General features: G+C 63.8%; 20 protein-coding genes. 8 read left to right on the top strand and 12 right to left on the bottom strand.

Going from position 1 to position 21,910, the window contains the following annotated elements; genetic code table 11:
* Both HUG10_RS00475 and HUG10_RS00470 read left to right on the top strand, forming a co-directional pair.
* Positions 1–1,398, top strand: a complete 1,398-nt coding sequence (locus tag HUG10_RS00475) for an FAD-binding oxidoreductase (RefSeq protein ID WP_179167679.1) — start codon at positions 1–3, stop codon at positions 1,396–1,398.
* Between the two features lie 125 nt (positions 1,399–1,523).
* Positions 1,524–1,967, top strand: coding sequence for a DUF7332 family protein (locus tag HUG10_RS00470; RefSeq protein WP_179167678.1), 444 nt, complete (start codon positions 1,524–1,526; stop codon positions 1,965–1,967).
* Positions 1,968–2,044: 77 nt separating this feature from the next.
* Here the strand turns inward: HUG10_RS00470 and HUG10_RS00465 are convergent, their stop codons facing one another.
* The 6 genes from HUG10_RS00465 to HUG10_RS00440 all read right to left on the bottom strand — a co-directional run bounded on the left by HUG10_RS00465 (position 2,045) and on the right by HUG10_RS00440 (position 9,225).
* A complete protein-coding gene (locus HUG10_RS00465) occupies positions 2,045–2,413 on the bottom strand; it encodes a DUF7344 domain-containing protein (protein ID WP_179167677.1) in 369 nt (122 codons plus the stop codon).
* Positions 2,414–2,489: 76 nt separating this feature from the next.
* On the bottom strand, positions 2,490–3,149 hold the full coding sequence (locus HUG10_RS00460) for a helix-turn-helix domain-containing protein (RefSeq protein ID WP_179167676.1): 660 nt from the start codon (positions 3,147–3,149) through the stop codon (positions 2,490–2,492).
* Positions 3,150–3,230: 81 nt separating this feature from the next.
* Entirely contained in the window at positions 3,231–4,058 is an 828-nt protein-coding gene (locus HUG10_RS00455) for an endonuclease III domain-containing protein (RefSeq protein ID WP_179167675.1), read from the bottom strand.
* 257 nt (positions 4,059–4,315) lie between these two features.
* Positions 4,316–4,732, bottom strand: a complete 417-nt coding sequence (locus HUG10_RS00450) for a DUF371 domain-containing protein (protein WP_179167674.1) — start codon at positions 4,730–4,732, stop codon at positions 4,316–4,318.
* 77 nt (positions 4,733–4,809) lie between these two features.
* Positions 4,810–5,706, bottom strand: a complete 897-nt coding sequence (locus HUG10_RS00445; protein ID WP_179170953.1) for a DUF368 domain-containing protein — start codon at positions 5,704–5,706, stop codon at positions 4,810–4,812.
* A gap of 153 nt (positions 5,707–5,859) precedes the next feature.
* On the bottom strand, positions 5,860–9,225 hold the full coding sequence (locus tag HUG10_RS00440; protein ID WP_179167673.1) for an oligosaccharyl transferase, archaeosortase A system-associated: 3,366 nt from the start codon (positions 9,223–9,225) through the stop codon (positions 5,860–5,862).
* A gap of 107 nt (positions 9,226–9,332) precedes the next feature.
* Here HUG10_RS00440 and aglG point away from each other — a divergent pair, with 107 nt between their 5' ends.
* The 4 genes from aglG to HUG10_RS00420 are packed head-to-tail and all read left to right on the top strand — an operon-like array spanning position 9,333 to position 14,078.
* Entirely contained in the window at positions 9,333–10,265 is a 933-nt protein-coding gene (gene aglG / locus HUG10_RS00435; protein ID WP_179167672.1) for a glucosyl-dolichyl phosphate glucuronosyltransferase, read from the top strand.
* Entirely contained in the window at positions 10,262–11,251 is a 990-nt protein-coding gene (locus HUG10_RS00430) for a glycosyltransferase (protein ID WP_218780627.1), read from the top strand. The genes aglG and HUG10_RS00430 overlap by 4 nt, the downstream gene beginning before the upstream one ends.
* Before the next feature lie 21 nt (positions 11,252–11,272).
* Positions 11,273–12,625 (top strand): sulfatase, encoded by a 1,353-nt coding sequence (locus HUG10_RS00425; RefSeq protein WP_179167671.1) that lies wholly within the window; start codon positions 11,273–11,275, stop codon positions 12,623–12,625.
* A gap of 43 nt (positions 12,626–12,668) precedes the next feature.
* Complete coding sequence (locus HUG10_RS00420; RefSeq protein WP_179167670.1) at positions 12,669–14,078, top strand: oligosaccharide flippase family protein; 1,410 nt, start codon at positions 12,669–12,671, stop codon at positions 14,076–14,078.
* Here HUG10_RS00420 and HUG10_RS00415 read toward each other — a convergent pair.
* The 3 genes from HUG10_RS00415 to HUG10_RS00405 are packed head-to-tail and all read right to left on the bottom strand — an operon-like array spanning position 14,075 to position 17,380.
* Entirely contained in the window at positions 14,075–15,031 is a 957-nt protein-coding gene (locus tag HUG10_RS00415; RefSeq protein WP_179167669.1) for a glycosyltransferase family 2 protein, read from the bottom strand. The genes HUG10_RS00420 and HUG10_RS00415 overlap by 4 nt on opposite strands.
* Positions 15,032–15,033: 2 nt before the next feature.
* A complete protein-coding gene (locus HUG10_RS00410; RefSeq protein ID WP_179167668.1) occupies positions 15,034–15,966 on the bottom strand; it encodes an alkaline phosphatase family protein in 933 nt (310 codons plus the stop codon).
* Between the two features lie 34 nt (positions 15,967–16,000).
* On the bottom strand, positions 16,001–17,380 hold the full coding sequence (locus HUG10_RS00405) for a sulfatase-like hydrolase/transferase (protein WP_179167667.1): 1,380 nt from the start codon (positions 17,378–17,380) through the stop codon (positions 16,001–16,003).
* Positions 17,381–18,956: 1,576 nt separating this feature from the next.
* Between HUG10_RS00405 and aglJ the strand changes: the two genes are divergently transcribed.
* Positions 18,957–19,943, top strand: a complete 987-nt coding sequence (gene aglJ, locus HUG10_RS00400) for an S-layer glycoprotein N-glycosyltransferase AglJ (RefSeq protein ID WP_179167666.1) — start codon at positions 18,957–18,959, stop codon at positions 19,941–19,943.
* Positions 19,944–20,033: 90 nt separating this feature from the next.
* On the opposite strand, the gene HUG10_RS00395 is transcribed toward aglJ, so the two are convergent.
* Positions 20,034–20,360 (bottom strand): DUF5789 family protein, encoded by a 327-nt coding sequence (locus HUG10_RS00395; protein ID WP_179167665.1) that lies wholly within the window; start codon positions 20,358–20,360, stop codon positions 20,034–20,036.
* Between the two features lie 132 nt (positions 20,361–20,492).
* Between HUG10_RS00395 and HUG10_RS00390 the strand changes: the two genes are divergently transcribed.
* Positions 20,493–20,702: a ribbon-helix-helix domain-containing protein gene (locus tag HUG10_RS00390; protein WP_179167664.1), complete on the top strand. Its 210-nt coding sequence runs from the start codon at positions 20,493–20,495 to the stop codon at positions 20,700–20,702.
* Between the two features lie 24 nt (positions 20,703–20,726).
* Here the strand turns inward: HUG10_RS00390 and HUG10_RS00385 are convergent, their stop codons facing one another.
* Entirely contained in the window at positions 20,727–21,143 is a 417-nt protein-coding gene (locus HUG10_RS00385; protein WP_179167663.1) for an MPN domain-containing protein, read from the bottom strand.
* An 83-nt stretch (positions 21,144–21,226) separates the two neighbouring features.
* Positions 21,227–21,907, bottom strand: a complete 681-nt coding sequence (locus HUG10_RS00380) for a hypothetical protein (RefSeq protein ID WP_179167662.1) — start codon at positions 21,905–21,907, stop codon at positions 21,227–21,229.
* Positions 21,908–21,910 lie beyond the last annotated feature (3 nt).

Genomic DNA, 21,910 nt, shown 5'->3' with positions numbered 1-21,910 from the left:
ATGACCGACACGTCGTTTCTCAACGCGCTCCTCTCGACGGAGCAGGTGTCGACGACCGATGCCGACCGGGACCACCACGGACGCGACTGGGGGACCGCCGAGCGCGACGCCTCACCGCCGGACGTCGTCGTCTGGCCCGAAACGACCGCCGAGGTCGCGGACGTCCTCGCCGCGGCGACCGAGCGAGGCGTCCCGGTCACGCCCTTCGCGGCCGGGACGGGGATCGAGGGCAACGCGGTTCCGACCCACGGCGGCATCAGCCTCGACCTGACGCGGATGGATTCCGTCGACGAGGTCCGGCCGGCCGACCGCCAGATCGACGTCGAGGCCGGCGTCGTCGGCGCGGCCGTCGACGACGCCGTCGCGTCCCACGGGTTGTTCTTCCCCCCGCTCCCGACCTCCGCCGAGATGGCGACCGTCGGGGGCATGATCGCGACGAACGCGAGCGGGAAGCGGACCGTCAAGTACGGGAAGGTGGCCGACTGGGTGCGCGAGATAGAGGTGGTCCTCGCCGACGGGTCGGTGTTCACGGCCGGGACCCGGGCCGAGAAGAGTTCGTCGGGCTACAACCTCCGGGACCTGATCGTCGGCAGCGAGGGCACCCTGGGCGTCGTGACGCGCGCGACGCTCCAACTCGCGGGACGCCCGGAACAGTCGCGTGTCGGCCGCGCGAGCTTTGCGAGCATCGAGGACGCGACGGCGGCCGCGGCCGACATCGTGCGGTCCGGCGTCGACGTCAGCGCCGTCGAACTCGTCGACACCCTGAGCGCCAGGATGGTCAACGACTACATCGGGTCGACGTTGCCGGAGGGGCCAATGCTGTTCCTGGAGTTGCAGGCGGACCACGCCGTCGACGCCGAGGTCGACTTCTGCCGGGGGGTCATCGACGCGCACGACCCCGTTTCGGTCGAGTTCGAGGACAGATCGACCGGCGCGGACGTGTGGGAGCCGCGGCGCGAACTCGCCGACGCAGTCCGCGCGTACTATCCGGACCGCAGGTCGCTCCACGCGGGCGACGTCGCGGTTCCCGTCAGTTCGTACGCGGCGCTCCTCGGGCGCATTCACGAACTGTCCGACGAGTACGATATCCCGATCCCGACGTTCGGGCACGCGGGCGACGGCAACGTTCACTTCGACGTGCTCGTCGATCCGACCGACGAGTCGTCCGTCGCGGACGCGGCCGACATCTACGAGGAGGTCGTCGGGATGGCCATCGACCTGGGCGGGACGGCGACCGGGGAGCACGGGATCGGTCGGGGCAAGCGGCGGTTCCTGCTGGTCGAACACGGCGAGACGGGCGTCAGGGCGATGCGGGCGATCAAGGACGCGCTGGACCCGGCCGGGACGCTCAACCCGGGGAAGATCTTCCCGGACGAACCCGACGAATCATCGGAGTGAGCCGACGCTCCGCCGATCCTGGTCCGGAGTGCTATCGGCACGGTACCGCCCAACCCGGGGCTGGGGACGTCCCGTGAGAACTGGAGCCAGAGGTATTATGCACCCCAGGGTCACCTCTGGGTACGATGCACCGACCCGTCCACTCGCTCGCCCTCGCGCTCCTCCTCCTCCTCGCCACGCTCTCGGTCCCCGTCGCCCCTGCCGCGGCCGACCCGGCCGACTGCTTCGGCACCGGCGAGGACCTCGAGATCGGGAGCGAAGGTCCGACCATCGACGTGTCGCTGTACACCTCGCTGTTCACGAACCTCCCCGGCGAGGGCGAGTTCGGCGTCTCGCTCGTCGGGACGACGGGCGAGCACCGGATCGTCACGCTCCGGACCGGCGTCGTCTTCGCCGGCGTCGGGGACGTGACCGGGTTCCTCGCGGACCCGTTCTCCCGGTTCGGGCTGGCGTTCGACTACCGGTTCGAACTCCCCATGCTGAGCGCCGTCACCGGGGACGACTACACCTACGAGGAGTCGGACCCGCCCGTCGACGGCATCCCCGAAGCCGAGTGTTCGGTGGCGTAATCACTTGGAAGGACGGCCTGTACGGGACCGTTCCGAGTCGAGGTCGTGAGGGATGAGCGGGCGTCCGCGCTGACGGACTACAGCAGGTCGAGTTCGATCAGCAGGGACGTCGCGTCGGCCCCGTCCTCCGAGAGCGCGACGAGGTCGCGCTCCTGCTCGTACGCTACGAGTCCGAGGTTCCGGAGTTTCGGTACCTCGTTGTGATACAGGCTGACGTGGACGCGCTTGACAGCCTCCGCCGGAACGTCGGCGACCGACCGGTCGTGCTCCGCAACGGCGACCTCGTCAGCGAGGTCGGCGAGCGACAGCTGGTCGTCGTGCTCGTGCAGGTAGGCGAGTGCGAGCCGTGACCGCCGGCTCCCCATCGCCGAGAACAGCCTGTTCTGGTCGACAATCGCGTCCTCCCCCTTGGCGGATTCAGAGTGCATCCTCGTGTCGTTACTCATCGGTCGCACTTGCGGCAGCCGGGGGAAGGGCGGGACGGCTCACCACTCACGCCACTCAAGTACCCCTTGGTCCGAGTCACCTTTCCGCGTCATCCTCGATGGTGAGCGTGCTCCGTAAGAGCGAGTCGCATCCCCGGCGAAGTCGCTGGGAGACGGCGTTCGAGGACACGCCGAGCAGACCGCCGAGATCCTCCATCGAGGTCCGCCGGGGCACCCCGAAGTAGCCCTTCCGGAGCGCCACCGTCAGCGTCTCGTGCTGCTCGGCGGTGAGGCCGAACTCGCGCTGACGGGCCTCCGAGGGGTGGTAGAGCCGCTGCACCTCGAACGGGTGGCCCGTCTCGTCGAAGTGGCGCTGGAAGGACGATACCTGGCTGTCCTCGACGAACCGAAGCCTGAGCCGCCAGTCCCCATCGCGACCCCTGGCGTCGATCACCGCGGCGTGGTGGTCCACCATATCGTCGACGAGGGCGAAGAACTCGTCCCTCCACTCGACCTTATACAGGAGCGTTTCCCCCAGCTCGTCGACGACGGTGACCTTCTCGACGGACGGGTCCTCCCGCATCGCGCGTGTGAACGAGCCGAAATCGCCGCCCGAGGCCCACAGGAACGGAAGGACCTCCATCGTGCTGTGCGTGGCATGCTGGTCACCCCTGACGGTCATCTCCGGGACGGCCGACAGCGCGTCCGAAAGTGCGAACGCGCTCGCCGGGACCGTGAAGTCGCCGATGACACTCATGCGGCCGTTTCGCGCCGACGGCGGATAAGGTGGGACCGACGTCTCAATCGTCCACGATGAGGCGGGGGGACGACCGAGTGGTCACTCGACCGTCTCGGCAGGATCCACGACCTCCCCCGTTAGTTCGTCGACGCCGACGCGGTCGCACAGGTCGTACAGTGGGCACGCCTCCGGTCCGTCCAGACAGGCCGGTTTCCGCGCCTTGCAGTACTCCCTGCCGAACTGGATCATCGCCGTGTGACCGAAGCCGCACTTCTCCGGTGGAACCGCGGCCTCGACGTGCTCGCGTACCTCCTCGTGGTCGGCGTCGGGCGGCGCGATCCCCATCCGGCGCGCGATGCGGTGGACGTGCGTGTCGACCGGGAAGACGCCGCCGCGGCCGCCGGCGAACAGGAGGACGCAGTCCGCGGTCTTCGGCCCGACGCCCTTCATCACGAGCAGCGCCGACCGGACCTCCCTCGGGTCGCCCCCCTTCACGAACTCGTCGAACCCCGCCGCGCCGCCGTACTCGTCGACCACGCGACCCGCGAGTCGGATCAGCGTCTCCGACTTCTGGTTGTAGAGGCCCGCCGAGGAGATAGTTTCGGCGAGGCCGTCCTGCGGGGCGTCGGCGAGCGAGACCGCGAGGTCCGGACCGGCCGCCGACGCGCTTCCGCCGGGGCCGTACCTGGTCATCAGGCTGTCGTGGGCGGGCTGGCTCGCCACGTCGCTCGTGTTCTGCGAGAGGACGGTGCGGACGAGACACTCGAACGCGTCCTGCCCGCCGTACGCCTTCTGCCAGTACAGTTCCCCGAGTTCGTCCACGACCGCCTCGGCGCGGGTGTCGGCGTCGCCGGGTTCGAACTCCGCGAACGCGCCGCCGCCGTCGGCACCCCCGCTAATGTTCACCTCCGGCTCGTCGTCGCTCATGGGTTCGCGTGGGTCGTCTCGGTACAAGAACCATCGGGGGTACGTGGGCGAGGAACACCACTCAGAGGCGAGGGACCGGATAGGGAATGAACTACTGCTGGCTCAACTGGAGTCCTCAAGCCTCCCCAGCCGATTCCCTCACGCCCTCGCTCCGCTCGGCCGCTCGGTCATCCCTCGCGCGCGTTTGTTCGCGCCACGGGGGCGCTCACGTCACGCACGCCAACCGCAAGTTCGAACGTAGATTCGGACAGGTGGCCTCACTCCACTGAAAACGTAACCGTCAGCGACGCGCCCCGGGAGAGCGCCGTCACCAGTTTCCGGTCGAGGCCCTCGGCTGACCTGTCGGCCTCGACCATCACCGTCCGTTCGTCGACGTAGTCGCTCGTCCGACCGACGAGGCTCCGGTCTCCCTCGAACGTCAGGTCGGGGTCGCCGCGGCCGGTCACGACGTCCTCGATACCGGCGGCCTCGAACGTCGCCGTGATCCGGGCGTCGGCGTCGCGGCAGGCGGTCACGAACTCCTCCGAGAAGTCGGTCGGGACGCGATCGGCCGCCACGCCGACGATGCAGTCGCCCGCCGGCGTGAGCCAGTCGTCGCTCGTGACCTCGAACGTACTCGCGTGCTCGGCGCTCACGTGCTCGTGGCCGCTCGCGGTGACGACTTCCTCCGGCATCCTACCCGACTATCGGAACGCGCGCGGGAAAAGCACCGACGGTTACACCTCAACGGCGTCCGTTGCCGTCTCGGGTCTCACAGCTCGATGCCGCCCGCCGCACGGTCCACGGCGAAGATGGCGAGCGCGCCGACCACGGCGGCGGCGGCGAACAGCCCGACGGTCTCAGGCGTCCACCCGCGACCGAGTTCGGCGAGGTTCGCCCCCGCGCTCGCGACCGGCGCGCGGAGCGCGCCCACGATGAGCCCGACGAGGAACGTCATCGTCGTCGCCCGGTCGCGCTCCAGCGCGCGGCGGACCAGGTGGGCGATCGTCAGCAGTCCGACCACGCCGCCGGCCATGAACGAGACCACGGTCACCCCCGGCCCGGCGAGCGTCGACGGGTCAGCGCCGCCAACGACCCCGACCAGGGCGTCCTGGAACGCCGACAGCGCGCCCGACATGCGCTCGTACTGCCCGAGGATGACGAGTACGAGCGACCCAGAGATGCCCGGGAGGATCATCGCGCTCACCGCGAACGCGCCGGCGAACGCGGTCGTCGCCGGGGAGTTCGGCAGGGCCGCGCCCGCCTCGCCCGAGACGACGAATGCGAGCACCGCGCCCACGAGGCCGGCGACGACCCGCCGCCGCGAGTTCAGGTGGAGTTCGCTCCACAGGACGAGCGCCGACGCGGCGATGAGCCCGAAGAAGAAGCCGAACGTCGGCGCGGGCCGCGTGTTGATGGCGACGTGGAGGACGCGCGTCACGGTGAGCACCGCCGTGAGGATGCCGGTGCCGAGCACCAGCAGGAACGTCAGGTCCGCGTCGCGCCACGCGCCCGCGAACCGGTCGCGGTCCCCGGTCAGCCCGCCGAGCGCGCGCCGAACGAGTTCCACGTCGAACGACGTGACGGCCGCGATCAGCCGGTCGTAGATGCCCGTGATGAGCGCGATGGTCCCGCCCGAGACGCCCGGGACGGCGTCGGCAGTCCCCATGCAGAGCCCCCGGAGGAACACGCCGAGCGTCGTGACCGGATCCTCGTCGTCTACCCCGCCGGTGGCGGCGTCGGCAGTCACCCCGTCGGTCGTTCCGTACCCATCAGTATCCGTCGCGTCGCCCGGCACGTCGTCCGCAGTGTCACGGGCCATCTAGGGGCGTGCAGCGGTACGGACGCCCGCGCGAACGGCGGGCGCGCTTGCTCCGCTGTGGGTCGGCGGACCCGACGCCGCGATCGAGGCGGACTCGTTGCCGCCGGTCTCGTTGCTCGCGGTTCCGTTACCCAGGGTTTCGTTTCCGGCAGTCTGGTTTCCAGCCGTCTCGTTCCCAGCGGTCTCGTTACCGCTGGTTTCGTTCCCGTTAGATTCGTTCGCACCGCCGGGTTCCTGGAGCACCTCCTCCTGGAGGGTCACCGAGGCGGTTCCGTCCTCGGCGCCGTTCACGTCGCCCTCGCTGACGTTCAGCGTCGCCTGGTCGCGGAGCAGGTAGGCGCTGTCGTTCGACGTCACCTCGCCGGTGACGCTGTACGGGCCGTCCGCCCGAACGCCCACGTCGGTGTAGCCGTTCTCCGGGCCGTACTCGTCGTATCCGGTCGTCGAGTACGGGAGGGCGAACTCGAAGTTCCCGTTCTCGTCGGCCGTCGTCTGCTGCTCGTAGGTGAACGTCGAGGCGTTCTCGCCGGGCGCCATCTTCATCTGCACGGTCGCGGTGACCGTCTCGTTCGGGTCTGCACCCGAGCCCTCGACGGTCGCGCCCGGGACGCGCTCGAACGTCTTCACCCAGTTGGGCGACGTCTTCTGGAGCAGTCCGGGCCGGAGGCCGAGCGACTGCGACTCCCGCAGCACCGACTGCTGGTACTGCTGGGACGCGTACGCCGAGGTCTCGCTCGCGTCGACGAGGCGGTAGTGCTGGAGGGCCGGCACGGGCTCGCGCGGGTAGTCACCCACGCCGCCGATCTGTGCCGTCCCGTCCTCCTCGACGAACTGCTCGGCGGCGGTCATGTTGGGGAACGTTCGGATTGCCGTGGCGTTCTCACCCTGCGGCACGGCCTTGTAATCGGGTGCCTGCGGGACGGGGTCGTAGTCGAAGACGATGACGGCCTCGCCGAACCCGGTGTTCACCGTCGGCTCGGCGCGGCTACCGTGGTACTTGTACAGCCGGACCATCTGGCTGTCGTAGTACCGTTGCGGGTGGTCGTAGAACGCGACCCCATACCCCCGCTGGGTCTCGCGGAGCACTGGCGTGTCTCGCGAGTAGAGGTCGTTCGCCGAGAGGTTCCCCTCGTCGTAGAACACGGCGGGGGCGCTGAGCTTGGACGTCTCCGTTACCATCTCCCAGTCGACCATCACGTAGCGGGTAGTGGCGTCGTCCTCGCTGTTCCGCTCGAGGACCGCTTCGGCCTGCGACTCGTTCGGCGCGAGGAGGTAGTTCGCCGCCTCGGTCGCGCCCTGCTGGAACGGGTTGGCGTTCGGGATGCGCTCGCCCTGGACCGTGATGTAGTGACCGTAGTCCCACCAGGACTGGACGCCGTAGGAGCCGTCCGGGTAGTCGAAGTCCCCGTCCTGCGGACGGTCGTACTTCCCGTAGTAGTCGAGTTGCTCCCCGTTGTTCGCGCCGCCGAGGGTTCCCTCCCGTGGCGTATTGTTCTGCATCCACTCGAGGCTCTGGTCCCACACGACGACCGACCCGGGGCCGGTACTGTTGCCGGTCTGCCACGCCGTGCTGGTACGGTCGATGGAGGCGCTGCCCGAGTTCCCGAGCGAGAGCGGGAGCATCAGGACGGGGACGAGCACGACCATCACCGCCAACGCGACCGCGATCAGCTGGTAGGTCTCCACGTCGGGGACCGACTCCCGCGAGAGGTCGACGTCGATGGCGCGCAGGAACTCGGCGATGAAGTAGGCGTTGAACGCCGCGACCCCGACCGCGAGGTAGTAGTTGAACCGGACCTGGGTGAACGCCGCGGCCGTGATGAAGGCGACCCAGACGAACGCGAACAGGTGTTCGGCGTCGTACCGGACGCGGATGACGGCGGCGAACACGAGCGCGCCGACGATGGCGAGTCCGAGCAACTGCGGGTTGACGCCGAGTGCCCCGGCGAAGTCGTTGTACAGCCCGCGTCCGACGAACATGAACAGGACGAGGAGCGTGGCACCGCCGAGCAGGAGGTAGTCGTCGTCCTCACCCCGCTGCCAGAGCGGCTTGGCGAGCATCCAGACCGCCGCGAGGAGGGCTGTGACGAACGCGAAGCCGTACTCGGCGAGGACGACGCCGGTGTCGGAGTAGTACCGGGAGAGCCCCGACGAGAGGAACGGCTGGGCCTCGCCGATGGTGCGACTGGCCGCGCCGGCGCTGAAGCCGACGAAGCGGAGGAGGTTGTTGCTGATGGTCGAGAACGGCTCGACGGGGATCAGGACCACCGCGAGAATCGCGACGGCCCCCAGTGCGGAAACCGCCACCGGGAAGCCGAACGCGGTGAGCCGGTCGTCGGAGAACTCGCGAGCATCGAACTGGCGAGCGAGCCAGGCCAGCCCGGCGGCACCCACTGCGACGGTGGGGATGAACGAGAGGTGGAGGAGGCTGATCGACGAAGGGCTGAATGACGCTTCGTCGAAGCTGATGACGGCGAACAGCAGCGTGGTCGCCATCGACACGATAGCCACGAACGCGACGTGGTCCGGGGACCGACCGCCGACGTAATCGCTCACCGACTGGAGGGTCACATAGACGGCGAACACGCCGACGAGGAGGATTCCCGGCGGCCATACCCAGAGGTAGAGGCCCATCGCGACGCCCGCGAGCGCGCTCCACTTTGCCGGTTCGCGGAGCGCGTCCCAGTCGCGGGATTCGACGAGTTCCCAGATCGGGCGGTCCCGCTGTGCTACCGCGAGTGCGACCATGATGGCGACGACCGCGAGGCCCTGGAAGAACGGCTCGGCCCCGTTGTGATCGGCGAAGCCGACGAGCGTCCGTCGGAGGAAGGTGCCGGGTAGGAGCAGGAGGACGACGGACGCGAACAGGCCGCCGATGCGCCCGCCGAGCCGTTTGCCGATGAGGTATGCCGGAATGACGGTCAGCGCGCCGAACACGGCCGGGGAGACGAGGAGCGTTCGTGCGATGAGTTCGGAGGAGGGGTCGCCGAGCCCGAGAATCAGCGCGGCCAGCGCGACGAGCTGGTCGAACAGGCTCCCGAACTGCCCGCCCGACGCCGTGCCGGTCGGAAAGTTCGTCCACGGGTCGAACGGCATCGTGAACGGCCAGTGCTGGACCGCGTAGATCGTCTCGCGGAGGTGGTACCACGCGTCGTTGCCGCTGAAGTAGATCTCGCCGCCCTGCGTGAAGCGGTCGTACGACTGGAGGCGGATCCACAACATCGTCGCGAAGACCGCGAGGAGCACCGGGACGTGGTAGAGGTCCCGGAGGATGTCGAGAACCGACTTCCCCTCGAAGTCGTACTCGAGGCCAGGGACGGAGGGTGAACCCGTGGCGCTCGCGTCACTATCGCTGCCGTTACTCATTACGGGGATGGATTCGGAACGCGTGAATAAGCCTTCTGAAGTAGGGCTCGCAGTGGCGCGGCGCGCGAGAGGAAAACAGGTATGACCGTCGCATCAGATACCCGGATGTGCGAGTCTCCGTCGTCCTCTGTACGTACGCCGAGTCGATGTACGACGACTTCCGGGAGGCAGCGGACGCCGTCCTCGACCAGACGTACGGGGACGTGGAGTTGGTCGTCGTGGTCGACGGAACCGACGCGGTGTTCGAACGCGTCGAGGCGGAATACGGGGGGAGCGAGGACGTCGTTCTCCACTGTAACGAGGAGAACGTCGGCCTGTTGGAGAGCAGAAACACCGGGGCGAGGCTGGCGACGGGCGACGTAGTGGCGTTCATCGACGACGACGCCGTTCCCGATGGGGAGTGGGTGGAGCTCCTCGTCGAGGCGTACGAGGAGCACGATCGGATCGCCGTCGGCGGCAAGATGACCGGCCGGTGGGTCGCCGGGCGGCCGTCCTATCTCCCCTCGGAGTTCGACTGGCTTGTGGGGGTGACCCATCGCGGGTTCGCTGACGGGGCGGGCGAGGTCCGGAACACGTTCGGGTCGAACATCTCGTTCCGGCGGGACGTCTTTCTGGAGTTGGGGGGCTTCGATACGGCGATCGGCGGGCGAAAGGGGGAGGCGAACCTCCAGGGCGGCGAGACGGAACTTGCGGCGCGTATGCGCGAGGTGTACGGCGAGGGGGTGTGGTACGTCCCGGAGGCGGAGGTGGAACACAAGGTGTTCGAGTATCGGACTGATCTCTGGTGGTTGCTAGATCGGGCTTTTTGGCAGGGGTACTCGAAGCGGGCGATGGAGACGTTCGTGGAGGATTCGGGCGGGGAGGAAGGGGAGTTCCTCGGGAAACTACTCTTTGGGTTTGGCCCTAAGCGAGGCCGACGATTAGTTCGCCAGCCATCAGCGACAGAAGCTGAGAGGTTCTTCTGTCTTTGGGTGTTGACCGCACTCGTGGGCTTTGGCTACCTGTACGGCTTTACGAAATACCGAGGTGGTTTCGCGTGAACGCTCACCTCCAAGTGTTGTGGCTCACACCGGACAAGCCAGCGAATATCAGCGTCGGCCGTCAGCGAATCGCCGACCACCTTGAAGCCGATGGTTTCGCAGTTACCTTGCGAGGAACGACCCCTTACACGCTACTACAGTCGCTTCGCGACGCCGACGAGTACGATGTCGTCGTCGGTACTACACGTGCGGGCGCCATCGCCGGCGCGCTCGTCAAATCCGTAACTGGCACACCGCTCGTCGTCGATCACGTTGACCCTATCCAACAGTTCACCGACACCCACCTCCGATGGCTCGCCGTCGTCGTACGCCTGCTGGAGAACTTCGCATTCCATATCGCCGACCACGTACTATACGTCTACGGCGAGGAGCGGAACCGAGTGGAACGATACGCAAAAGTGATGACTAAGACCGACCTCGGAGTGGAGTATGAGCGTTTTGCTGATCCCGATTCAGAGGCGGTGACGGCCGCGCAGGAACACCTTGAAGGCCAGCAGTTGTGCGAGAACGTCGCCATCTACGTCGGCGGTCTGGAACCAATTTATCACATTGAGGAACTACTCACGGCGATGGAATACCTCGACAACTGGTCGCTGGTTATTCTCGGCGATGGGAGTCTGCACGAACAGGTGCTGCAGGCTGACGACGCGCGCAGTAATGTCCACTACCTCGGTACCGTTCCTCACGAAAAGGTTCCAGGCTACGTCGTCCTCGCTGATGTGGGCGTATCGCTCGTTGACGACCCTCATACGTTGAAGGTACTCGAGTACGGTGCTACTGGCCTTCCGATCGTCCAGATCGAAGGTCGGGCCGTGGAGCGGTTTGGAGACCATCTCGTGTATACCGAATCAGACCCTGAAGAAGTGGCAGAAGCCATTCAGCGAGCGGGGCTGATGGATCGTGACTTACTGCGGGGTCTCGTCCGCCAGTTCGACTGGCAAGAAATAACAGCGGATTACCGTCGCGCCATCACAAGCGTCAAATAATCCCAGTTAGGACCGAAACGTATGCAAGATACACTTCTAATCACCATTGACTCCCTCCGTGCTGACCACGTGAGCCATTTGGGCTATGAACGCGATACGACTCCGAACATCGACAAGTACGCTGCCCAAGGGACGACATTTACCAATGCCTTCGCGCACGCTTGCAGCACCCGGCCGTCCTTCCCCTCCATTTTGACCTCCACGTACGCCACGATGTACGGTGGGTACGAGAGAGTTTCAGACGAACAGACGGTCGTTTCCGAGGTTTTTCATGACGCTGGATATCGAACTGCTGGCTTCCACTCCAACCTCTATTTAAGTGCTGATTTCGGCTACGACCGGGGATTCGACACCTTCTTCGACTCGAAAACGCATCCATCGCCGACAGCCCGCCTTCGGCAAGCGGTGAAGGACCGCCTCAACGAGGACGGTGTCGTGTACCAGACACTCGCCCGTGCATTCGAGGTCGCTGAGCGTCAGGCCGGTGCGAACATCGGCTCGGCGTACGTCACCGCCGACGAAATTACGGACATGGGCGTGGAGTGGATTCAAGAGGCAGATAACGAGCAACCCAACTTCCTCTGGGTTCATTACATGGACGTCCACCACCCGTATGTGCCACCAGTGGAACAGCAGCTGGCATTTCGTGACGAGCCGATCGACAAGCGGCGGGCGATCAGGCTCCGGAGGAAAATGTTAGAAGAGCCTGGCGAAGTGACCAGCGAAGAGCTTTCGGACATCATCGACCTTTATGACGCTGAAATTCGCTTCTCTGACACGGAAATCGGACGGCTCGTAGAAAGTGCGCGAGATGTGTGGGGAGACGTGAACGTGATGGTTACCTCGGACCACGGGGAGGAGTTCACCGAACATGGTAGATTTAGCCATCAAAACCGCTTCTACGATGAGGCCATCCACGTGCCGCTCGTCTTCGACGATGGCGAACACGACGGTGAGCACAATGACCTCGTCGGCCTCCTCGACGTCTCACCGACGTTGGTCGACAGCGCCGGACTAAACGCCCCGGAGAATTTCCACGGTGAAAGCTTGCAACGGCTGTTTGACGGAGACTGGGACCGCAACGTCCACATCGCAGACTGGAAAAGCACGAATACCGGTGAGAAACGATTTGCCTATCGGGACCACGAGTGGAAGTACATCCGCCGTGGGAACGAGGAGGAACTCTTCTACCTGCCTGATGACCCTATGGAGACAGAGAACGTCATTAGCAAGCACGAGTCCATTGCCGACCGATGTCAAGCGGTCATCCGCGAACACGAACGCGAGGTCGAGGTAACCGACGTAGGAGTCGGGGAAGTTGAGATGGAAGAGGGGGTCAAAAAACGCCTTAGGCAACTCGGCTACCGAGAGTGATTATTATGAAAAGGTCGGGGTGGGCGCACTGCTTTAGAACATTATGAGGATCGGTCAAACGTCGTTCACGGGGTTCGTCTCCCAATTCTCTGCCTCGGTCGTCGGCTTCATAGCGACGATCTACATCACCCGGAATCTCGGGTCGGCGGTGTTCGGGGAATACATGCTCGTCATCGCGCTGGTCATCTGGCTCCAGGTTATCGGTATCCTCGGCATCGAGAACGCGGTGACGAAGCGGCTTAGCGAGACAGGGGAATCCGATCCATACCTGACCACAGGAGCCGGATTAGTCCTTGCGGCGTTCGTCGTCCTCTCCGTCGTTGTGTTAACCTTTAGCAAGCAGGTTAACAGCTACATCGGTGAGCCCGTCGCAGTATACATTCTGGGCCTGTTATTGGCTGGGATGGCATTCAAGTTCGTCACCGCCGCCCTCAGTGGACAACACAAGGTTCACGTCGCCGCATTACTCCAGCCCGTGGACCGCACCGTCCGAAGCGTGCTTCAAATCCTCGCTGTATTCTTCGGCCTCGGACTCGTGGGATTGTTGGCCGGCTACGTCATCGCCGGCATCGTCGCCACCCTTGTCGGCCTCGTCTATCTCTCGGTTGGCATCGAACTACCTGAACGGCGTCACCTCAAAGGAATCACCTCTTATGCACGCTACGCCTGGCTCGGAAAGTTCAGTTCGCGAGCGTTCTCTTCGATGGATACCGTCGTTCTCGGACTGTTCGTCACTTCGTCGTACATCGGTTACTACGAGGTGGCCTGGAACCTCGCATCGATGCTCGCCATCTTCAGCGTGGCCATCGCCCAAGCGTTGTTTCCGGAGATGAGCCGCGCCGCAAGCGAAGGCGATCCGGATCGCGTCGGAAGCTTCGTCGCTGATGGCCTCTCCTACACCGGTCTGTTTCTCATCCCAGGATTGGTCGGCAGTCTGCTCGTCGGGGACCTCGTCCTGCGAGTATATGGCAATGAGTTCCAACAGGCCACGACCGTACTTGTTGTGCTGGTCGTTGCCCGCTTGGTGTACGAGTACGGCAACCAGTTCCTGAACGGTCTTAATGGGCTGGATCGTCCCGATCTCGCGTTCCGTGTGAACGCGGTATTCGTCATCGCGAACGTGGGCCTCAACGTGAGCTTGATTGCTGCGTTCGGTTGGACCGGTGCTGCGATAGCGACTGCCCTCTCCGCCGTTGTCACGGCAGTATTTGCCTACCGGTCGTTCACCCATCTAGTGTCCGTCGACCTTCCTCTTATCGAGATATCGAAACAATGGATAGCAGCCGCCGGAATGGCAGTCGTTGTCTATGCCGGACGGCTGGTTCTCCCAAATCGGGTGCTCGTTGGAGTGGCACTCGTCGGCGTCGGCGCAGTGAGCTACCTGCTGTTATTGGTTGTACTGTCCGGGGACTTCCGAGCCACCGTCCGGAGAAATCTCCCACTAGAAGCCTAACTCAGATACTCTTGGACGCGCTCAAGATGCCAGAGAGATCGCCGATGGTCAACTGGAAGGATCGAAATCGCCAGCAATACTGCCAATCGATAGTCGCGGTGGCCCGCCAACGTCGCGGTGATGAAGTGTCTGCGTGCCTCGCCAGGGCTGCCGCTCCGCAGCAAGCGTTTGCCGTATTTGTACTCAGCTAGGGCTACTAAGTCCTCATAGCAGTTCGCCACTGACGGAAACTCGTCAGCAAGATGTTCTAGCGAGATCATCTCGGCCTCGTACATGGTCGCCGCATCTGAACTCATAGACCCCTGTCGTTGACGGTACACGGCAAGCGGTTCTGCAACTCTAGCCGGTTCGAATACCGCGAACAGTTGGGTCAAGAGGTTACGATCCTCAACGGCCGGAAGGTCCTCATTGAAGCGATTCTGTTCGAAGCATTCCCGCCGGACGACCACCGACAGTATCGGCACTCCTCCCTTGTAGAGGAACTCGATGTGATGATTGTCAGGATCAGAGATGGGAAGCGCAGACAGCCGACGTCTCTCCCCATCATCGGTCAGGACGCAGACATCGCTGTACACTACGTCCGCACCACCTGCGTCCATCTCGGCCATCTGACGCTCCAACTTCTCCGGGTACCAGCGGTCGTCTGCGTCAAGGAAAGCGATCACCTCACCGGAGGCTGCCTCTATTCCGCGGTTTCGAGCCGCTGCTAGTCCCTTCGGCTCCTGATAGACGTAAACGATACCTTCAGTATCAGCCGCTAGGTCCTCTAACCATCCAACACCGCTGCTGTCGACTATGATTATCTCTACGTTTCCATACGTTTGGTTGGCAATGCTCTGTAGGCCGGGTGAGAGAAGGTCGGCGTCCCCAAACGTGGGGACGATAGCGGAGACGAGAGTCTCATCGTCGTTCCGCTCTAAATTAGACAGGTCGACGTCCGGAAGGTCCGTCATCCTCAGTTATCGCTGTAACCGAGTGCTTGGAGGCGGTCCGCGACTGACACATCTTCTTCGGCTCCTGAATCGACCCGCTGGTTCGGTTCGTAGGAATCCTCGTCAATCGCCGTCGTCACGTACCACGGTACTTCCCGCAGTACGTTAATGGCGACGTTTGGATGACCGTAGACGCCCCACTCCCCCTTCGCGTTTCCATGGTCTGCTGTGAGCACCACCTTTTCCGCATCCAAGTTTTCGAGGAGGACTGCCACGTCGTTGAGAACGTACCTGAGATTGGCGACGTAAGCGTTCCAAACCTCCTGCTCAGTGAATCGACCTCTGCGCAGCCCTTGCCACGCCATCTCACGTCCGTCAATCCACTCGTTCAAGCGTGTGCCACTGCCCATCGGTTCTGGCACGCTCGGGAAGTGTGGCTGCATGTAGTGGACCAGCAGGCGGTCAAACTCGTCGTCTCGCTCCCTCGCCGCGCGAATCGCCCCGTCGGTCACGCTCCGGGCTGGAACGATGCCGACATCTTCGTTCCAGGCATTCCGCCAGACCTCGTCGAGGAGCGCCCACTCCGCAGGGTCGCAGAACTCGTCGGTAAACGGGTTGGCCGTGACGTGGGCAGTCCGTGCCATCTCATCGGCGTACTCGTCGGTGAAGGTCCGCTCCATCCACTGGTAGGACGCCGATCCAACGGATCGGTGCGAACCCGGATCGTCGAGGAACTCATACTCGTCGGCTACTTCCGCCATCGCGTCAACCCGGCACCCGTCGAGGATCAAGAGCACGTCCCATTCGTGATCGAACACGTTGGTACCAGGGTCGGCAAACCGTTCGAGCCGACGCAGTGCCCCCAGTCGAAGTTCGTAGATGCTCTCTTTGACGCCGTCCCAGCCATCCTGTGCGATCTGTTCGCGCGTCGACTCGATCCAGTTAGCAAACGTCATTCCACTCGCTGTACTTCTGGAAGGGTGTAGTAATTCATGCGTATCCGAGCTCTTCGAGTCGTCGACGAACGACGTCTGAAACTTCACCTGCGTCCTCAACGACCCGAATCGTTGCTTGTGACCGATGGCGCTTGATCGTATCTGCGGCTGTCGCAGGATCGCCGTCCGCGGAGGATTGGACGCCATCGAGAGTTTCGTAGGCATACGGAGTCGTTGGCGACTTCACGCCGTACAACTGTTCATCGAACGGTGATGGGTCGAAGCCGGCTTCTACCACTGCGGCCCTGTTTAATGGGTTTACGCCGTGATACTCCGTAAAGTACGAGCTGTCGGGCGGCGTAACCGTCAGCTTCTCCGAATCGTCGACTTCGACCAAGCTCGTTCCACAGGAGTTCGCGTCGAGACCGGTAAGCGAGCGAACCGTACTGTGGACATCAATCAAGCTGACTGTCTCCGGGAACGATTCGTCTGGGATGCCATCACCCGAGATGACGAGTGGGACATGCGTAAGTTCCGGGTAGACGCCGTAGGCGTGCTGCCAAGCATCGTGCTCACCAAATAGCTCACCGTGGTCGGAGAGCGTAATGACATAATCGAACGACGCCCGTAACTCTTGGAACATATCTCGGTAGATATCCGAGAGGTAGCGAACTGCATCGTCGTACGTCCGGCGGAGGTATTCGGCATCATTCGGAGGTCTATCGGCCACAGTCGCCACTAGTCCATTGTACGTGGTCCGCTCGACGACCTCCTCTCGCGATCCAGTCGTGATGTACTCCTCTGGGGGTGTGTAAGGGCCATGTGCCTCCATCAAATTGACGAAGAGAAACTCAGGACGGTCGAATTCTGCTCGGCGGATGTAGTCGAGAGCTTCACACGCGCCATCATCCACATGTGCGGTCGCACTTGGGGTGAGCGAGTAGAGTTTGAGTCGAAATCCCCGCTTTATGGATGGCCAGGTCGCACAGTCCTCGTGAATACATTGCCAAAGTGCTTCAAGATACCTCCTTATCCCATCGCCGCGTGTCTCGGCGATGAACGACTGCCAGTCGAAGACGTTCTCCTCGAGACCACGGAGCCGCCAGCTTCCGTGGAACTCGTCAAACCCACGGTCGAATGCAAACGGTTTCGAGATATTCGGATTACACGAGAACGCACGAGTCGTGTAACCTGCGTCCGCGAGCTGTTCAGCGAGTACTGGCTCCGGGCAATCGAGATACTGATTTCCCACGTGGACGCCTAGATCACTAGCGTACTTCCCCGCGAATAGAGATGCATGAACCGGAACTGTCCAGTGACTCGTCGACCAGGCGTTCTCAAAGCGCAACCCTGGAAGCCAGTCGAATGCCTCGTCGAACGCGTCCTTGCGAAGCGTATCGAGTACGACGACGGCAATCGAAGGACTCTGAGTCATCGTTCAATTTTCTCCTACTTCTGATTACAGTGGCCACGATTGAAGGTTTCGGTAATCACCAAGTCTCATGGCCCTGTCCTTGGGGGAAAAGTGCATGCAGTGGCGTCGTAGTGAAGAGATAAAATCGCCCGAGAAATATGCAGGTATAATGATGATTGATTATTCAGCACTCCAATCGAGATTGTCATGTTATCTGCTCCGCAGAGCCAGTCAAACATTTATTATTTGAAAGGAATTAGAGTCGGTTGTGACCATTTCGATATGAAGTAAATCCATGTATTAATTGCAGGCGGCATTCGCTCTGGCTTCCACCTCTGCTTGAACCTCTGTATGAGTATCGGACTATGTACGAAGTTGGCTGCCGACTCGCAACGGTTGGGACTCCGTTGGGTCCGGATGTGGAAAGACAGAAATGGTAATAATGGATACGCTCGCTACCCGCCTACCACTGTGTCGCTCTAACGGATGATTCCTCAGATAGATGTACATCATGGATACAGGCTAAATTGCGAGTGAATTCGGAGGTCTATGGGGAAATGGGAACCTAGCCTGCAAAACGTACAGGGACCAGTATCCGCAGTGTATACTCCCGTGACGCCGTGTACGCTACGAATTCGGGTAGAGGCCCGGACAAGGAACTGATGTATGAACCGGTTCTCCACCCGAATATGCGTCGAGAGGGTGTGTATCTACAGATTTCCCCGCGTCTCGCCACGATCGATCCACCAACGACGAGCGCTCCACCCCGGATATCGGGGGTACAGAGCCCGCTCGCGAGTCAAATCGCCGGATGCAGTATCACCGAATTCGCCGAAGAGCTAGCACCACGCTGGACGCAATATCACGTCGAGAGGACCCCAATCCAGTGAATTCGCCCACGGATGTGTGAGGGGCCCGAGACAGACTCGGTTCCAAGCCGAATCGGCGATTCAGCGATCGACCGTCTCACCCCAGGTACACGGCGGATTTCACTCGTATCGTGTGTCCATAGTGGGTGACCAACGACGGTTTGCCGAACCGAATCCGGACAGTTCAGGCACGCTCCGTACAGAATTCACCAGCCTGCTCTGCCACCACGTTAGTGGAGAGCCGATCGAAACCGAGCAAACCAGTACATCGATAGGGAGAGTGGTTACTGCGGGAGAATACGGGTGTGTACCTTCCGAACCGGTTCGTCCAGTGGCCGAGCGGCGGGAGGGTTATCCACGGTGACGCACGTGGGGGTAGCCTCAGCGCCGCGCATGTGGCGTCGATCGCCTCGATGTTATTGCTTGATTCGCGACAGAACTCGGAACCGAGCGGATGGTGACCGGGGGCGAACGGGATGAGAAGTCGCTGGTGTCGTCAGGCGGTCGAACAGCCAGGCAACGGACGCGAGCGTCCACCGATGACCTGCGCTGCTCGCGCCCCGTTCTCGAAGGCGGACCGACGGCGGGCATGCCGCGACAGCATCGACCTGCCCTCCCGTTGCACGCACCCTCGAATGAGACCCCGGTCGCAATCTATCCAGGGAGCGGGCGACCGACTCGACCCACTCCCGAAGGTGTTAACCGCCATCCATCTGACCAACCCACTAATGAACAGGGACGCCGTCACCGTACTCCTCCCCGCCTACAACGAGGCCGAGACCGTCGGCGACGTCGTACGGGACTTCCGCGAGCACGGCTTCTCGAACGTCCTCGTCGCGGACGGCGACTCTACCGACCGAACACGCAAACTCGCCGAAGAAGCCGGCGCACGCGTCGTCATCCAGAGGGGCACGGGCAAGGGCCAGGCGATTCGAGAGGCGGTCCGTGACCACGTCGATACAGAGTACGTCCTCATGGCCGACGCCGACGGCACGTACCGCGCGAAGGACGCCGACGCCATGCTCGAACCCCTCTTCGAGGGCCGGGCCGAACACGTCGTCGGCGACCGATTCGCCGACATGCACGAGGACGCCATGACGGGGTTCAACCGAATCGGCAATAGGACCTTCAACTGGCTGTTCGGCTTCATCCACCGCGAGGACTTCGGCGACATCCTCTCGGGCTACCGCGCGTTCACCCGCGACTCCTTCCGCCGACTCACCCTCTCGGCCGACGGGTTCGGCATCGAGACGGAACTCTCAGTGGAGTGTGCGCGCCACGGAGTTCGGACGGCCGTCGTGCCAATCACCTACCTGCCACGCCCGAACGGGTCGAACACGAACCTCCACCCGGTGAAGGACGGCGGCATCATCCTCATGGCCATCTATCGACAGGCGAAGACCTCCAACCCACTATTCTACTTCGGGAGCGCAGGCGTTCTCTCGGGGCTGTTCGGCATCATCATTGCGGGCTACGTCGCTTACGAGTGGTTCATCTACGGCGTCTCCCACGAAGTGCTCGCAGTCGTTTCGGGGGTCTCGCTAATCTTCGGCGTCCAACTACTCATCTTCGGTGTGCTCTCCGATCTCATCGTCACCCTCCACCGGGAGACGCTCGACCGTATTGAGGCGAACGACAGTGGACGGAATCACGACTCAGTACCGGAACGAGAGACGAGTCGGGAAGACGAACCGAGACGGCCCGAGGCGAAGTGAACTCGAACTTGGATACCGGAGCTGTCCGACGAGAGCGGAGACTGACGGAAGGACTACGTTATCGGAACGTTCGACAGGTCGAACCGTAATTCACATCGGAAGGAGCGCCCGGAGCCGCGCGATCAGCGAGTCGGCCGCCCGCTTGCGTCGCGCCTCGAAGGCCGGGTAGACCGCGTTGAGCAGTTCCGTCTCGGACTCGAAGCGCTCGGCGTCGACCTCCGCGAAGGCATCCCGGAGGTCCAACGTGTGACCCGAGGCGTCGTACGCGACCTTCGTGTCGTCGAGTTCCGACAGGACCTCCTCGGCGGTCGCCGGGAACGTCACCCCGGCGTCGTCGAGTCGGGCATCTAGCACGGCGATGCCGAACTCGACGGCCTCCCGGTCACCGGAGCCACCCTGCGGCGGTCTGCGTGCCATCGCCGTGGCGTTGTCACCGGGGGACCTAAAACGCGGGGGTGACGGGGCGGTCGCCCGACCGCGGAGGGCTCCAGGGAGGCCGTGTTCGGGAGAGGCGCCGCGCTTATGCCGGTGACGACCGGACCCGAATGTGTGACCGAGTACACCACCGTCTCCATCCCGAAGGACCTCGCCGAACGTGTGGAGGAGACGATCGAGGGGACGAGTTTCTCCTCGACCAGCGACCTCGTGCGCTTCCTCCTCCGGAGCATCGTCATCCAGCATCAGAAACAGGGCGCGCTGACGGAGGCGGAGTTCGACGAGATCACCGACCAGCTGCGCGACCTCGGCTACCTGGAGTAGCGTCGAGATCCGTGGTTCGACCGCTCAGGGCTCCTCGATCCGTTCCTCCGGCGGCGCGGCGTCGACGATCCGGAGGTCGAGCCCCGTCCCGCGCCGGTCGTACGCCGAGACGTCGCTCTCGCCGAACGGGGGGACCGTCACAAGCACCACGGCCGCGAGGTCGTCCGTCTCCCTGAGCGTCGGATCGCCGTCGGGGTGGGAGATGAACCGTGCCCGTCCGGCGGGCGTCCCGAGGTCCATGCCGAACACGGCCCTGACGGAGCCACCCGCCTCGGGGAAGTAGAAGTGCGTGAGCACGGGCACTGACGGGTCGAGGCCGCCGGTGTCGCCCTGGAGTTCGCCCGCCGGAGTCATATCGAGCAGGACGTTCACACCCTCGGGCTCCGCCGTCGCGGCCCGCTCGAGCAACACGGTCAGCAGGTCGCGCGTGAGGAGTACCACGGGGGATAGTGCAGTCGCGCCCACCAAAAACCCGCGGACGGTCGCGGTCGTCACCAGACCCGTCCTCGGCCGCATCCAGTGACCTATCTCAGGAACGAGCGGAGCGTCTTCAGGTACAGGCTTGGCGCGTTCCCCCGTGACTCGCGAAGCGCCGTCTCCAGCGCCGCCCCCGCGCCGTCGTGTACGCCCGACCCGTGGCCGACGAGCACGCGTTCCGGGGAGCGTCTGCCGAGCGCCCGACGCGGCGGCACGAGCCGGAGCATCGGGTGGACCCCGAGCCGCTCCCCCCGCGTCAGGAAGTACACGGACGTCCCGACCGCCTCGGGCACGTACAGCGTCCCCGACTCGGCGTCCACGAGCGCGACCTCCTGCCACGGCGGGATGGTGGAGTCCCGGACCCGGATCGCGGAGAGGCCGCCGAGTTCGCGTCCGAACCGCTGGACGGGCGCGTCGAGCTCCGAGGCGACGCCGGTCATCCAGTCGGGCACGTAGACCGGGACGTCGTGCCGGGTCGCGATCTCGGCGGCGTCTCGCGAGTGGCGATCGAGACAGACCACCGTCCCGGCGACGTCCCCGTCCAGATCCGCGAGGAGGTCGTCGACGCCGGGCGCGTCGACGGGGTCGACCACCCACACGTCCCCGTCCACGGCGAGTGCGTGACTGGCCCGTGCCATCGACTCGTCGGGGTACGCGAGCCAGCCGACGCCGCCGTCGAACCGATCTACGACTTGCAGGTCGGGTTCGCCGGACGCTTTCATCGGCATAGC

Source organism: Halorarum halophilum, from assembly GCF_013401515.1.
Taxonomy (GTDB): domain Archaea; phylum Halobacteriota; class Halobacteria; order Halobacteriales; family Haloferacaceae; genus Halorarum; species Halorarum halophilum.
This window is presented reverse-complemented; position numbering and strand designations above follow the sequence as displayed.